Below are 14832 nucleotides of genomic sequence, written 5' to 3'. Positions count from 1 at the left end.
CGGTTTTGAGCGGCGCTTACCCCCGGTAAACACTGCTTTCGGCCTTTTTCCTACTTCGTTTGAGCCGTTTTCGCTATGTTTTAGAGATGCTTGGAAAATGCGGCAGTATCCGTTAAAGCCGAATGATGTTCAACACGTCGCCGGACAGGCTGACCTGCACACCCGAACCCCACAGAGGATCGCGGCGCAGATCTTCGGAAACCTTGTAATGTCCGGCAATGGAAACCAGTTCAGCACTCATTTGCTGACAGAAAATCCGCGCCTTGGTGTCGCCCTTGACGCCGGCCAACACGCGACCCCGCATCGGGCCGTATACATGGATGTTGCCATCGGCGAGAAGTTCCGCCCCCGGGCTGACCGAGGAGATCACCACCAGATCGCAGCCCTGGGCATAAATCTGCTGGCCACCACGTACTGGCGAGGTGATGATTTTTGTCGGTTTGATGGTCGGTTCAGGCGGTTTTTCCGGTTTTTTCTTCGGTTCGCCTTCGGTCAGGTCCAGTGGACGCTCCCGGGCACCGGACGGTGGCAGCACCGGCAGGTCGACCGCAATGGCGGCGGCGATGTCTTCGATGCGGCTGGCGCGGATCGCCAGGGTGCGCAGGCCATGCTGGCGGCAAACGCGCATCAGACCTGGCAGATCGACCGCGCCTTCGCTGGCCGGGAGTTTGTCCAGGGCCAGTACCAGCGGCGCGTTGCTGAAGAAGTTGGGCGCCTGGGCGACCTTGGCGGCCAGTTGCCGATCAAGGCTTTCGAGGTCGTTACGGGCCAGTTCCAGCACCGTAATGGCCAGCATGCTGCCCTTCAACTGGAACACGGGATCTTGGTCTAGCGGTTCGGTTTGGCTCATGGTCGGCATACAACGACTTGTCACTAAAAGTGCCGAGACTTATAACGAGAACGCCCGCAGGCCGCAAGCCGGGTCGAACGATGTAGAATGCGCGGCCATTGTCATTCCGGAAGCATTAATGGACCGCCCGCGTTTTCGAAAAGCATTTCTATCTCCACGTTTCTGGCCGCTGTGGTGTGGCCTGGGGCTGTTGTGGCTCATCGTCCAGTTACCGTATCCGGCACTGCTGTGGATCGGTCGAGCATTGGGCGCATTGATGTATCGCGTGGCCGGCGACAGACGGCGCATTGCCAAGCGCAATCTGGAACTGTGTTTTCCGGAAAAGACCGCCGCCGAACGCAAACGCCTGCTCAAGGAAAACTTCGCCTCCACCGGCATCGCATTTTTTGAGATGGCGATGAGCTGGTGGTGGTCGCGCAAGCGTCTGGCGAGTCTCGCTCACGTTGAAGGGCTGGAGTATCTGCAGCAGGCCCAGCGCGAAGGCAGGGGCGTGATCCTGATGGCGCTGCACTTCACCACCCTGGAAATCGGCGCGGCGTTGCTCGGTCAGCAGCACACCATCGACGGCATGTACCGCGAGCACAAGAATCCGCTGTTCGACTACATCCAGCGCCAGGGCCGCGAGCGGCATAACCTCGATTCGCTGGCGATAGAGCGTGAAGACGTGCGCGGCATGCTCAAATTGCTGCGCTCGGGCCGCGCGATCTGGTACGCGCCGGATCAGGACTACGGCGCCAAGCAAAGCATCTTCGTGCCGCTGTTCGGCATTCAGGCGGCGACCGTCACCGCCACGAGCAAGTTTGCGCGGCTGGGCAAGGCGCTGGTGGTGCCGTTCACCCAGGAGCGTCTGGCGGACGGCAGCGGTTATCGCCTGGTGATCCATGCGCCGCTCGAAGGCTTCCCCGGCGAAACCGAGGAAGAAGACTGCATTCGCATCAACCAATGGATCGAAGGCGTCCTGCGCCAATATCCCGAGCAATACCTGTGGGCCCACCGCCGCTTCAAGAGCCGTCCACCGGGCGAGCCGAAGCTGTACGCCAAACGCCGTTGAACCCCGATCCCCTGTAGGAGCGAGCCTGCTCGCGATGGACTGGAGAGCGCCACGGGGCGTCAGGTTACCCGCGTTATCGTTGACGTCCATCGCGAGCAGGCTCGCTCCCACAAGGCAACGTCATCCCATCAAGCACCATGGAGAGTTGTGCATGAGTCCAGTTGAACCGGTTACAGGGTTGATTCTTTCCGGTGGCGGGGCTCGGGCGGCTTATCAGGTCGGGGTGCTGGCGGCGATTGCCGAATTGCTGCCGCCGGGGGCGAGCAATCCGTTTCCGGTGATCGTCGGCACCTCGGCAGGCGCGATCAATGCGGTCAGCCTCGCCAGCGGGGCAATGGACTTTCGTCATGCCATCCAACGCCTGACGGCCTTCTGGCAGGGCTTTCGCAGCCCTCTGGTATTGCGCAGTGACTGGCCCGGGGTCATTCGCCAGGCCACTCGCTTTGTCAGCCATAGTTTGCTCGGCATCGGTTCCCAGGTTCCGGTGGCGCTGCTCAACAGTTCGCCGCTGCGGGATCTGCTCAACGACAAGCTGCATATGGGGGGCATCGCCGAAGCGATCGCACAGAAGCAATTGCATGCGGTGGCGGTCACGGCGTTCGGCTATGAGTCCGGCCAGGCCGTCACCTTTTATCAGGGCGGCGGCAAGATCGATGCCTGGTTGCGCCATCGACGCATCGGCGTTCCCACCCGACTGTCGGTTGAACACTTGCTCGCCAGTTCGGCGATTCCACTGCTGTTCGCCCCGGTGAAAATCGGCGAAGAGTATTTCGGTGATGGCGCGGTGCGTCAGTCGGCGCCGATCAGCCCGGCGCTGCATCTGGGCGCCAGTCGGGTGCTGGTGGTGGGCGTCAGCGGCAACCCCCGCGGTATCGACCCGCAACAACCCTTGCAGCGCAGCTACACCGGGCAGCAACCGACCCTGGCGCAGATCGGCGGGCATATGCTCAACAGTACGTTCATTGACAGCCTGGAAAGTGACATCGAACTGTTGCAGCGCCTGAACCAGTTCAGTCACCTGATGCCTGATGGCACACCGACCCGCGCATTGGGCGTGGCGCCGGTGGACGTGTTGGTGATTTCACCGAGCCAGCCGATCGATGAGATTGCCGCGCGACATCGTCAGGAGTTGCCGCCGGCATTGCGCCTGTTTTTACGCGGGCCGGGCGCGACCAAGACCAGCGGGGCAGGGGTACTGAGCTACCTGCTGTTCGAGTCGGGGTATTGCAGCGAGTTGATCGAGTTGGGGCGCAGCGATGCGTTGGCCAAGCGCGGGGAGTTGTGCCGGTTTCTCGGCTTACTGTAGGAGCGAGCTTGCTCGCGATGGACGTTAACGATGACGCTGGGAGCCTGACACCCCGTGGCGCTCTCTAGTCCATCGCGAGCAAGCTCGCTCCTACAAGATCAGAAGTGAACCTTGACCAGGAAGCTGGTCACGCTCTGATCCGTCTTGAAGCCCTGGCTGTCTTCAATCCCGTACTTGTTTTTCCAGTAGTCATACTCGACACCGACGTACAGCTGCTTGGCACCCAGGTTCAGCGCCTTGCCCAGGTCGTATTTGACCTGCGGATTGAAGTGCAGGTTGGCGTGGTACTCGCCTTTGCTGTTGACATCGTTGTCGACGACCCAGTCCATGAAGCCGTCGATCAGCACGTCCGAGTCACCCACCGGGATGGTGTAGGACCAGACCGGCGAGACCTGCCAGATGTTGTCGCCCGGGCGGTCGCCTTCGGTGTGACGGTTGTAGAAGTTCAACTGGAAGTAGTCGAAGCCCGGGATGGCCAGGTCGAAGCCAGGGCCGATCAGGTACGACTCGGTGTCGTCTTCGCCGAACTCATAGGTCATGGCCAGCAGGACGTCCTTGATCGGGCCTAACTCGAACTTCTGGTCGAAGATCTTGTTGAACGACAGGCGCGGGCTGAGCTCGCCATAGTGGGTGTTTTCACCCGCGAAGTGGTCTTCCTTGCCGTTGTAGAAGATCTTGTCGATGAAGAAGAAGTTGTCACCGTACTTCCAGCCATCGGCGTGTTCGAAGGTCACCGTCTGCTGGATGCGCGGGTTGACCTGGAAATCCTTGCCATACAGGTAGGTCAGGCTGTTGTTCTGCCACTGCAGCAAATCGCCGGCCATGGCCTGGCCCCCGGCCAGCATCGATCCCGCCAGCATCAGGCTAGTGCACGTACGTTTCATTCGGTTGCTCCCAAAAAGTAGGTGGTTCCACGTTATTTTTTTAAGGTCGACGCTCTGGTGTGGCGCCTTTTTCCGTAGCGGTAAAAAATCATCCAGTCGGTCAGCTTTGTGCTGATAGCAAGAGCTGAGCCAAGGCTTTCAAAAAGCAAAAAAACTCCCGCTCGACGGCTCAAAAGCGGTCGATTGAGAGGGGGGGTGGAGTGCCTTGGTGCCTGCCAGCGCCGGGATAAGTTGGCCTGCTGGTCAGGTTTTACATCCGGGCTTTTTTTTAAACCGGATTCGGGCGGCCGCGGAGAATACTGACTCCTCGGCCAGGTCTCAAGTGCTCCGCAACGGCGCACCGACGACAGGTTTGGCGCACGGTTGCGGGGCAGCATCAGAAATGCACCTTCACCAGCAGGCTGGTGGTGTTTTCATTGGTGTCGAATTTGCCGCTGTTTTCGATGCCGTATTTGTCTTTCCAGTAGCTGTATTCAGCGCCGACGTACACCTGTTTCTCCCGCCAGCCCAGGGCCTTGCCCAGGTCGTACTTGATCTGCGGGTTGAAGTGCAGGTTGGCGTGATAGGTGCCATGGGCGTTCTGGTCGTTATCCACGACCCAGTCCATGTAGCCGTCGATCAACAGGTTCGAGTTGCCCAATGGCAGGGTGAAGGACCAGGCCGGCGAGATCTGCCAGACATCGTCGCCGGGACGCGAGCCTTCGGTCTGGCGGTAATAGAAGTTCAAGGTGAAAAAATTGAAGCCCGGTACCGCGAGGTCGAATCCGGGGCCGATCAGGTAGGCCTCGGTGTCGTCTTCGCCGTTCTCGTAGGTCATGGCCAGCAGCACGTCCTTGATCGGGCCGAATTCGAAGCGACGGTCGAGGATCTTGCCCAGGGAGAGGCGCGGGCTGAACTCGCCGTAGTAGGCGTGGACGCCTTTGTTCCGGTCTTTCTCGCCGTTGTAGTAGGTGCTGTCGATGAACATGAAGTTGTCGCCGTACTTCCAGCGGTCGGCGTGCTCGAAGGTTATCGTCTGCTGGATTGATGGGTTGACCACGAAATCCTTGCCGTACAGATAGCTCAGGCTGTTGGTCTGCCACAGCAGTAAATCGCCGGCCATGGCCTGACTCGCAGCCAGCAGGCCAGCACCCAACAGCAGGTTGGTTTGTGTCCGAATCATCTGTTGCTCCCTCTTGTTTTTATTTTTGAGGCGCAGGCAGCCCTTGCCCCTGTAGGAGCGAGCTTGCTCGCGATGGTCGCTAACGATTACGCGTGTTAGCTGGATAAACGCGGTGTTCTTGCGTTCATCGCGAGCAAGCTCGCTCCTACAGGGGGTCAGTGCCTATTCAGTCAATGTTGGTGAGCGTGGCAGTCGTTGATGGCCGCGCGTTCGGCACCGCCAAGGATGTTGAACAGCAGGTTCAGCGTCAGCGCGCTGAGGGTGGCCATGGCGATGCCGCTGTGGGTGATCGGACTCATCCACACGGGCAGGTGGGCGAAAAACTCCGGGCGCACCACCGGGATCAGGCCCATGCCGATGCTCACCGCCACCAGCAATTGGTTGCGACGATCACCGATATCGGCTTCCTGGAGAATCTTGATCCCGGTGGCGGCGACCATGCCGAACATCGCAATCGCTGCGCCGCCCAGGACGGCCGGCGGGATCGAGGCCACCAGGAACGCGGCCTTGGGGAGCAGGCTCAGGACGATCAGCAAACCGCCGGCGACGATGGTCACGGAGCGGCAGCGCACACCGGTCATCTGCACCAGGCCGATGTTCTGGGCAAAGGAGGAGTGGGTGAAGGTGTTGAAGAACCCGGCGAAGAACGAGGCGCCGGCATCGCACAGCAAACCGCGACGCAGCATCCGTGGGCTGACTTCCTGGCCGGTGATCTTGCCCAGCGCAAGAAACATCCCGGTGGACTCGACGAAAATGATCACCACCACCAGGCACATCGACAGGATCGGTGCGAGTTCGAATTTCGGCATGCCGAAGTGCAGTGGGGTGACGAATTGCAGCCATGGCGCCTGCGCCATGCCGCTGAGGTCGACCATGCCGAGCAGGCCGCAGAGCACATAGCCCAGGCACATGCCGATCAGCACGGAAATATTGACCCAGAAGCCGCGCATGAAACGGTGCACCAACAGGATGGTGCCCAGCACCAGGGCGGCGATGGCCAGGTAGATCGGCGAGCCGAATTGAGCGGCGCTGGCACCGCCGCCAGCCCAGTTCACGGCCACGGGGAACAGCGACAAACCGATCGAGGTGATGACCGTGCCGGTCACCAGAGGAGGGAAGAAGCGCACGACTTTGGACATGAATGGCGCGATGAGCATGCCGAAGAAACCGGCGGCGATGGTCGCGCCGAAGATCCCTTGCAGGCCGATACCGGGCATGCCGGCCATGGCGACCATGCTGCCGACGGCGGCGAAACTGGCGCCCATCATCACTGGCATGCGAATGCCCATGGGGCCGATGCCGAGGGACTGGACGATGGTGGCAATACCGGCCACCAGCAGGTCGGCATTGATCAGAAAGGCGATTTCTTCACGACTCAGGCCAGCGGCCTGTCCGATGATCAGCGGCACCGCGATGGCGCCACCGTACATCAGCAGAACATGTTGCAAACCGACCAGGATCAGTTGCAAGAGGGGCAAACGCTGAATGGCGGGTGCGTCGGGGATGCGCGCTGCGGATAGCTCGGACATGCAACACCTCGGATCTTTTTTATTCTTGTGATTTTGTGTGTCAGGCAAACCTGTGGGAGCGGGCTTGCTCGCGAAGAGGCCATAACATTCAACATCGTTGTTGACTGACCCGACGCTTTCGCGAGCAAGCCCGCTCCCACAGGGATTGATGGTGTCCATGTGGGAGCGAGCCTGCTCGCGAAGCGTTCAGCGATTAATTGGTCTGGGCTCCCTGCACAATCCAGGCACCGATCAGGTCGCGTTCCTGCTGGGTCATCTGGGTGATGTTGCCCAGTGGCATGATCTGGCTGGTGACGGCTTGCGCCTGAATCCGCGGTGCGTTCTGGCGGATCTGCTCGGGGGTGTCGAGCATCACGCCGGCAGGGGCCGCACTGAACAGCGGGCTGGTGGGCTTGGCCGAGTGGCAGACCGTGCAACGTTCCTGAATCACGCTGTGCACTTTGTCAAAGCCAGGGCCGGCGTTGGACGCTTGCGCCGGAGCGGCGGCTGGCGTTTCTGCAGGTTTGGCTTCGGCGGGTTTCAAACCACCGCCCACTGCGGTTTCCGGTAGCGGCTGGTATTCGATTTTCGCTGGAGCGTTGGCCACTTCAGGGGCGCTGGACATCGGCTTCGGACCGGACACATAGGCCAGGCAGATCATGCCCACCGCTGCCACCGGCAGGGTCCAGGCAAACTTGTGGCTGTCATGACGGGTGTTGAAGTAGTGACGCACCAACACCGCCAGTACCGCGATCCCGGCCAGGATCAACCAGTTGTACTGGCTGCCGTAGGTGCTCGGGAAGTGGTTGCTGATCATGATGAACAGCACCGGCAAGGTGAAGTAGTTGTTGTGACGCGAACGCAGCAGGCCTTTGGCCGGCAGGGCCGGATCCGGCGTGCGGTTCTCGGCGATCGCCGCCACCAGTGCGCGCTGTGCCGGCATGATGATGCGGAACACGTTGCCGACCATGATGGTGCCGATGATCGCGCCGACGTGCAGGTACGCACCGCGACCGCTGAACACCTTGCTGAAGCCATAGGCCGCGCCGATGATCAGCACGAACAGGATGAAGCCGAGCAGGGCAGGGCGTTTGCCCAGGGCCGAGTCGCACAGGAAGGAGTAGATGAACCAGCCGATGAACAGCGAGCCGAGACCGATGGCCACGCCTTCAGGACCGCTCAGGGTGCTGCCCGGAGCCAGCAGGTAGAGCGTCGGGTTGGAGTAGAACACCACGCACAGCAGCGCGATCCCCGACATCCAGGTGAAGTAGGCTTCCCATTTGAACCAGTGCAGGTTGTCCGGCATGGTCGGTGGAGCCAGTTTGTATTTTTCCAGGTGGTAGATACCGCCGCCGTGGATCGCCCACAAATCGCCGGCCAGGCCGGTTCTCGGGTTGACCCGGTTGAGGTTGTTTTCCAGCCAGACGAAATAGAACGACGCACCGATCCAGGCCACGCCAGTAATCATGTGAACCCAGCGCACGCTCAGGTTCAGCCATTCCAACAGATGTGCTTCCACAGTCTTTACCTCTCGCCTGTCACTCTGTTGTCGAGTGATCAGACCTTCTCTTATTGGTGGGGGGCGAGGATCAAACGCTCATCCTCTTTGAAAAAATGCTCATCGCAGTTATTGCCTGTGCCACTGCGATCAACCACCAGGAAGTCATCCCGCTTTTCGATCGTCAGCACCGGGTGGTGCCAGACGCCGCGATGGTAATTAATGCCCTGCCTGCCGTTGGTGACGAAGGCGCGGACCAAGCCTGATACAGGTTCATCGCCAAGTGGCGCGACCACGATCAGAAAGGGGTTGCCGAGCAGCGGAATGAAAGCCTGGCTGCCCAGCGGATGACGCTCCAGCATGCTGACGGTCAGCGGCATGTCCTGCGCGTCGGCGCGGAAAATGCTGATGATCGCGTTGTCCTCTGGCGTGGCGGTTTCCACCGTCGCCAGTTTATGGAAGCGCATGGTCGAACCGTTGTTGATCATGAAGTGATCGCTGCCGTCGGTTTCGATCACGTCACCGAAAGGGGCGAAGGCTTCTTTGGTCAGCGGTTCAATCGTCAGTGTGCGCATGCTGTTCTTCTTAATCTGTTTAGGTATTGATGGTTCTTTGTAGGAGCGAGCTTGCTCGCGAAAAACGTCAAGACACCGCATTCATTCAGATTGGGCGCGTTTTCGTTGACGACCATCGCGAGCAAGCTCGCTCCTACAGGCTCAGCATTACTTCGCGACCTTGCCTAAAACGCGCAGGCGGCTCACACCACCATCCGGGAACACGTTCAGGCGGATGTGGGTGATCGGGCCCAGTGCCTTGATCTGCTCGGCGAAGGTGTGTTCGGCGTGCATTTCCAGCTTCTGGCTTGGCAGCAGTTCGCGCCAGAACAGCGACTGGGTTTCGATCTGGCTGTCGGTGCCGCCCTTCACGAAGGCGCCCTGGATCGAGCAGCTGTCCGGGTAGTTGCCCTTGAAGTGCAGGGTGTCGACGATGACTTTCTCGACTTCACCGGCATGACCCAGCGCGACGATGACCCAGTCATTGCCCGGGGTACGGCGACGCGCGGTTTCCCAGCCGTCGCCCATGTTGATGCCGCGGCCCGGGTTGAGGATGTTGCTCATGCGGCCGAAGTGTTCATCGGAGCAGGCGAGGGCGCGGCCACCGTTGAGGGCCGCGGCCAGGTCGACTTGCTCGTTGTCGCCGATGGCCGACCAGTCGCGGAACGGCACGCCGTACACACGCAGACGGGCCACGCCGCCATCCGGGTAGATGTTGAAGCGCAGGTGGCTGAAGGCCTGGTCGTTGCTGATTTCGTGGTAGTGATGGCTGTTGCCTTGCAGCTCGACGGCGGACAGCACTTCGGTCCACTGGGTGTTTTCATCAGGCTCGCCGGACGCCAGGAAGCAGGCTTCCAGGGACGCCGATGGCGGGAAGTTGCCGGTGAAGAATGAAGTGTCGATGTCGACGCCCTTGATCGAACCCGGTACGCCCAGGCGGATCACGGCGCTGTCGAAGCCTTCGAAGCGCTTGCGGCGCGATTCCCAGCCGTCCATCCACTTGCCGTTGTCATCGAACACGCCCTCCTTCCATACGGCCGGGGTCGGTTGGAACAGACGGTTGGCGTCTGCGAACCAGTCATCGGTGACCGAGATGATTTTGGTGCCCAAGCGGGCATCGGCCAGGTTGACGAACTTCTCGAAAGGTACGGCGTAAGCTTTCATTCTTCTTGTCTGCCTTTAAATAAGTGGCTTGGGATGCTTGCAAGGCCCTGGGCGGTTTCGGCGTTCATGAAATCGCTGGGCCAGGCTTGCTATAGGGTCAGTAATCGGAACAGGGCGATCTTGTTGATCTGCGCCAGCGCGCACTTGAACTCGGTGTCGACCGGGTTGTGGATGCGCGTTTCGAACGCTGCGAGGATCTGATGCCGGTTGCTGCCTTTTACCGCCATGATGAAGGGAAACTTGAACTTGGCTTTGTAGGCGTCGTTCAGCTCGGTGAAGCGCTGGAACTCTTCGGCCGTGCATTGGTGAATACCGGCGCCAGCCTGTTCATGGGTGCTGGCTTCGGTCAACTGGCCCTGGACGGCGGCTTTGCCGGCCAGGTCCGGGTGAGCGTTGATCAGAGCCAACTGGCTGGCGTGATCGGCGCTCAACAGGATGTCGCTCATGCGCTGGTGCAGGGTTTCGATCTCGTCGATCGAAGCGTCCTGGCCCAGGTCGAAGGCCTTTTCGGCCACCCATGGCGAATGTTCGTAGATGTCGGCGAAGGCTTTGACGAAGGCGTCGCGGCTCAATGTCGAGGGTTTCAATGTTTGAAAGGCGCTCATTTCGCGGCCCCTTGGTACGGGTGGGTTTCCTGCCAGTGGCGCGCGATGTCGACGCGACGGCTGAACCACACCTGTTCATGACTTTTAGCGTATTCGATAAAGCGCTTGAGCGAAGCCAGACGCGCCGGACGGCCGATCAGGCGGCAGTGCAGACCGATCGACAGCATCTTCGGTGCTTCGGCGCCTTCGGCGTAGAGCACGTCGAACGCATCCTTGAGGTATTCGAAGAAGTCGTCGCCCTTGTTGAAACCCTGGACCTGGGTGAAGCGCATGTCGTTGGTGTCCAGGGTGTACGGGATCACCAGGTGCGGCTTGCCGGTCGGGTTGTTCGGTTCCCAGTAGGGCAGGTCGTCGTCGTAGGTGTCGCAGTCGTAGAGGAAACCGCCTTCCTCCATTACCAGGCGACGGGTGTTCGGGCCGGTGCGGCCGGTGTACCAGCCCAGCGGGCGTTCGCCGGTGATTTCGGTGAGGATGCGGATTGCTTCGAGCATGTGCTCGCGTTCCTGGTTTTCGTCCATGTACTGGTAGTCGATCCAGCGGTAGCCGTGGCTGCAGATCTCGTGGCCGGCATCGACCATGGCGCGGATCACGTCCGGGTGACGCTGGGCGGCCATGGCCACGGCGAAAATGGTCAGCGGAATGTCGAATTCCTTGAACAGCTTCAGGATCCGCCACACGCCGGCACGGCTGCCATACTCGTAAAGCGATTCCATGCTCATGTTGCGCGCGCCTTGCAGCGGCTGGGCAGACACCATTTCCGAGAGGAAGGCTTCGGACTCTTTGTCGCCGTGCAGGATGTTGCGCTCGCCGCCTTCTTCGTAATTGAGTACGAACGACAGGGCTATGCGGGCATTGCCCGGCCAGTGTGGATGAGGAGGGTTACTGCCGTAACCGACCAGGTCGCGTGGGTAGTCAGCGCTCACTGCAGGCTTCCTTCTTGTTCGATGATGACGGTTGGTGTGACGCAGCTGAAGATTGGTTGGCAGGCTGGCGTCACAGCGATGGGCTGATTGTATACAACTTTATATTCACTTTGTAAGCCTGAATTTTCGCATTTTTAACCGACTGTCATCTTTTACTGCTATTGGCGTGAGCCTGCAAGAAATCTGCCTGACTGGTCAGTAATTTGATGAAGGGTTCACAGAGTGTGCGGTTCGGCGGGAAATCGACGGTAAATGTGCAGGTGCGGGGTATAACGCGAAAAATGTCGTTTTTATTGTGTACAATTTTTTTGAAAAGTGTCTTAATCAATCGCTCGCCGCAACTTTTCGTGCTCCGAATCGGTGCGGTCTCCTTTTCAACTGACTTCGGGAGGCGCGAAGTCTGACTGCTCCACGCAGGCAGGCGCGCAGAATCAATGGGACGTTTGACTACACACGTTTTGGACGCAGCACACGGTTGCCCGGGCAGCTCGATCAAGGTCGAGTTGTACCGCGTTGAAGGGTCGCACCTGGAATTGGTCGCCAGCGCGATAACCAACAGCGATGGCCGTGTCGATGCACCGCTGCTGCAAGGCGATGACTACCGCACCGGGGTCTATCAGGTTCAGTTTCATGCCGGCGATTACTACCGCGCCCGCGGCGTCAAGCTGCCGGAGCCGGCTTTCCTGGATGTGGTGGTGCTGCGTTTCGGCATCTCTGCCGAGCAGGATCACTACCACGTACCGTTGTTGATTTCGCCTTACAGCTACTCCACCTATCGCGGCAGCTGATCCCCCAAGCAGCAGCTGCACCCTGGAAGCGACTGCGCATATAGCTTCTTTGGTCTTTCGCCCGCTCACACTGCGGGCTTTTTTTCGTCTGTAGGAGCGAGCTTGCTCGCGATGGAGGCCCAGACAACGAGGGCATTCAGATGGCCCGCGTCATCGTTAACGTCCATCGCGAGCAAGCTCGCTCCTACAGCTGTTAGCGGCTCAGCAGAGACGCAGCCCCCGCACCACTGAACAACCCCGCACTGATCCGGTTGAACCAGCTCTGCCCCTTGCCGCTGCGCAGATACCGGGCCGCGCCATGGGCGCCGAGGCCGTAGGCGAGCTTGCACAGCAGGTCGAGCAGGGTCCAGGTCACGATCATCACCAGCAGCTGCGGCAGGAACGGCTGTTCGGCACTCAGGAACTGTGGCAGGAAAGCGGCGAAGAACAGGATGTCCTTCGGGTTGCTGGCGCCCAGCATGAACGCACGCCCGAACAGCGCACGAAAGCGTGGCACCGGTGCGGCTTGTGGCACTTCAGCGCCATGGGAAGGCAGGCGCGATTGCTGCCAGCTCTGCCAGGCGAGGTAGAACAGGTAAACGGCACCCAGAATCTTCAGGGCGCTGAACAGCTGTTCCGACGCCAGCAACAACGCACCCAGGCCCAGCGCCGAAGCACTCAGCAGGCAGATCGATGCAGACACGCCGCCGAGAAAGGCCGGGTAAGAGCGGCGCAGGCCGTAATTCAGACTGTTGCTGATCATCAGCAACGACAGCGGCCCCGGGATCAGGATCACTATCAGCGCAGCGCCGCTGAACAGCAGCCAGGTTTCCAGACTCATCACTTTCCTCCATTTGCACAAAAGCCCCACCCGACGGGGTGAGGCTGTTTTCAAGCGTGTACCGCGTGTGGCTTACAAGAAGATGAACTTGGCGATGAAGATCGCGCAGAGCACCCACAGGCTCACCGAAATTTCCTTGTGCTTGCCGGTACCGGCCTTCATCGCCACGTAGGTGATGAAGCCCAGCGCGATGCCGTCGGCGACCGAGAAGGTCAGTGGCATCATGATTGCGGTAACGATCGCCGGAATGCTGTCGGTCGCTTCATCCCATTCGATGTGGGCCATGCCGCCCATCATCAGCATCGCTACGTAGATCAGTGCACCCGCGGTTGCATAGGCAGGGATCATCCCGGCCAGCGGCGCGAAGAACATGGCTGCAATAAATAGCACACCTACGGTCACTGCGGTAAGACCAGTCCGACCACCCGCTGCAACACCGGCTGCACTTTCCACGTAGCTGGTGACCGGCGGAACGCCGACTACTGCACCGAATACGCTGGAAGCACTGTCGGCTTTCATGGCGCGGGAGAGGTTTTCGATCTTGCCGTCAGCGCCTACCAGGTTGGCGCGTTGGGCAACACCCATCAGGGTGCCGGCGGTGTCGAACATGTGCACGAAGAGGAAGGCCAGGACCACGCTGACCATGCTGATGTTGAACACGCCGGCGATGTTCATGGCCATCCAGGTCGGAGTCAGGCTCGGCGGGGCGGACATGATGCCCTCGTAGTGCACCAGCCCAAGGCCCCAACCGGCGAGGGTCACGGTGATGATGCTGATGAGGATCGCACCGAACACCTTGTGATAGCTGAGGATGGCGATCATCAGGAAGCACACGGCGGCGAGCAGTGGGCCGGGTTCGCGCAGGGAGCCGAGCTTGATCAGCGTGGCCGGGCTATCGACGACGATACCCGCGGTTTTCAGGCCGATCAGCCCCAGGAACAGACCCACGCCGGCGCCCATGGCGAAGCGCAGGCTGACCGGGATGCTGTTGAGCAGCCATTCGCGGATACGCGAGAAGGTCAGGATCATGAACAACACACCGGACACGAACACCGCGCCGAGGGCGGTTTCCCAGTTGTAGCCCATGGTGCCGACTACGGTGTAAGTGAAGAAGGCGTTGAGCCCCATGCCTGGCGCCAGGCCGACCGGCCAGTTGGCGTACAGGCCCATCAACAGGCAACCGAGTGCGGCAGCGATACAGGTGGCGACGAATGCCGCACCATGATTGATCCCGGCGTCGGCCATGATGTTGGGGTTGACGAAAATGATGTAAGCCATGGTGATGAAGGTTGTTAGACCGGCAATCAGCTCGGTCTTCACCGTGGTGCCGTGCAAGCTGAGTTTGAACAGACGCTCCAGCAAGCCATTGCGTAATGGCGGCGAGAGATCCAGCGTCGATGCTTCGGATTTGCGGCTTTCCACAGCGAATACTCCTCAAGAGTTTTATTTTTATTTCCAGGGCCGGACCCATGAGGGTGGCAGCGGCCCTTTGAGGCATTTGCGAATTTGTTGACCGCTTGGTCAGGAACTCGCACGAAGTGGATTATGCTTTTGTATACAAAGAATGCAAATAATGTTTTTGATTTTGTCGACGAAAAGTTTGGCTTTAGGGATATATCGCCTGTACCGGCCCCTTCGCGAGCAAGCCCGCTCCCACAGGAAAACCGGTCAGGCACAAGATTTGTGAACACCACCCATCACTGTGGGAGCGGGCTTGCT

At 60.0% G+C, this 14832-nt stretch carries 15 protein-coding genes; 3 read left to right on the top strand and 12 right to left on the bottom strand.

Annotated features, from left to right (window positions below; genetic code table 11):
* Positions 1-112 precede the first annotated feature (112 nt).
* A complete protein-coding gene (gene minC / locus AC3WN7_RS00875) occupies positions 113-850 on the bottom strand; it encodes a septum site-determining protein MinC (RefSeq protein WP_102673340.1) in 738 nt (245 codons plus the stop codon).
* Between the two features lie 118 nt (positions 851-968).
* Between minC and AC3WN7_RS00870 the strand changes: the two genes are divergently transcribed.
* Positions 969-1901 carry a lipid A biosynthesis lauroyl acyltransferase gene (locus AC3WN7_RS00870; RefSeq protein ID WP_102673303.1) on the top strand — a complete coding sequence of 311 codons (933 nt, stop codon included), beginning with the start codon at positions 969-971 and terminating at the stop codon, positions 1899-1901.
* A 151-nt stretch (positions 1902-2052) separates the two neighbouring features.
* Entirely contained in the window at positions 2053-3207 is a 1155-nt protein-coding gene (locus AC3WN7_RS00865; RefSeq protein ID WP_102673302.1) for a patatin-like phospholipase family protein, read from the top strand.
* A gap of 98 nt (positions 3208-3305) precedes the next feature.
* Here AC3WN7_RS00865 and AC3WN7_RS00860 read toward each other — a convergent pair whose 3' ends face one another.
* The 9 genes from AC3WN7_RS00860 to puuE form a co-directional block, all read right to left on the bottom strand.
* Positions 3306-4091, bottom strand: coding sequence for an outer membrane protein OmpK (locus tag AC3WN7_RS00860; protein WP_095964010.1), 786 nt, complete (start codon positions 4089-4091; stop codon positions 3306-3308).
* Between the two features lie 32 nt (positions 4092-4123).
* The gene (locus tag AC3WN7_RS00855; RefSeq protein WP_141249696.1) at positions 4124-4468 is read right to left on the bottom strand and encodes a hypothetical protein; all 345 of its coding nucleotides are present in this window, start codon (positions 4466-4468) and stop codon (positions 4124-4126) included.
* Positions 4468-5253: an outer membrane protein OmpK gene (locus AC3WN7_RS00850; protein ID WP_095964011.1), complete on the bottom strand. Its 786-nt coding sequence runs from the start codon at positions 5251-5253 to the stop codon at positions 4468-4470. Before AC3WN7_RS00850 ends, AC3WN7_RS00855 begins: the two co-directional genes overlap by 1 nt.
* Positions 5254-5423: 170 nt before the next feature.
* Positions 5424-6782, bottom strand: a complete 1359-nt coding sequence (locus tag AC3WN7_RS00845) for a nucleobase:cation symporter-2 family protein (RefSeq protein WP_095964012.1) — start codon at positions 6780-6782, stop codon at positions 5424-5426.
* Between the two features lie 193 nt (positions 6783-6975).
* Complete coding sequence (locus AC3WN7_RS00840) at positions 6976-8280, bottom strand: urate hydroxylase PuuD (RefSeq protein WP_095964013.1); 1305 nt, start codon at positions 8278-8280, stop codon at positions 6976-6978.
* A 50-nt stretch (positions 8281-8330) separates the two neighbouring features.
* Positions 8331-8834, bottom strand: coding sequence for an ureidoglycolate lyase (locus AC3WN7_RS00835; RefSeq protein ID WP_007960046.1), 504 nt, complete (start codon positions 8832-8834; stop codon positions 8331-8333).
* Between the two features lie 147 nt (positions 8835-8981).
* Positions 8982-9977 carry an allantoicase gene (gene alc / locus AC3WN7_RS00830; RefSeq protein WP_007974931.1) on the bottom strand — a complete coding sequence of 332 codons (996 nt, stop codon included), beginning with the start codon at positions 9975-9977 and terminating at the stop codon, positions 8982-8984.
* Positions 9978-10066: 89 nt separating this feature from the next.
* Positions 10067-10582, bottom strand: a complete 516-nt coding sequence (gene uraD / locus AC3WN7_RS00825) for a 2-oxo-4-hydroxy-4-carboxy-5-ureidoimidazoline decarboxylase (protein ID WP_095964014.1) — start codon at positions 10580-10582, stop codon at positions 10067-10069.
* Complete coding sequence (gene puuE, locus AC3WN7_RS00820) at positions 10579-11505, bottom strand: allantoinase PuuE (RefSeq protein WP_102673301.1); 927 nt, start codon at positions 11503-11505, stop codon at positions 10579-10581. The genes uraD and puuE overlap by 4 nt, the downstream gene beginning before the upstream one ends.
* A 434-nt stretch (positions 11506-11939) precedes the next feature.
* On the opposite strand from puuE, the gene uraH reads away from it, so the two are divergent.
* Positions 11940-12293, top strand: a complete 354-nt coding sequence (gene uraH, locus AC3WN7_RS00815; protein WP_007974925.1) for a hydroxyisourate hydrolase — start codon at positions 11940-11942, stop codon at positions 12291-12293.
* A gap of 193 nt (positions 12294-12486) precedes the next feature.
* Here uraH and AC3WN7_RS00810 read toward each other — a convergent pair whose 3' ends face one another.
* Both AC3WN7_RS00810 and AC3WN7_RS00805 read right to left on the bottom strand, forming a co-directional pair.
* Positions 12487-13113, bottom strand: a complete 627-nt coding sequence (locus tag AC3WN7_RS00810; RefSeq protein WP_102673300.1) for a LysE family translocator — start codon at positions 13111-13113, stop codon at positions 12487-12489.
* Positions 13114-13185: 72 nt separating this feature from the next.
* A complete protein-coding gene (locus AC3WN7_RS00805) occupies positions 13186-14535 on the bottom strand; it encodes an NCS2 family permease (protein ID WP_102673299.1) in 1350 nt (449 codons plus the stop codon).
* Between the last annotated feature and the right edge of the window lie 297 nt (positions 14536-14832).

This window comes from Pseudomonas sp. FW305-70 (assembly GCF_058783925.1).
Note: the sequence above shows the minus strand (reverse complement) of the source record. Positions and strands in the feature narration are given on the sequence as shown.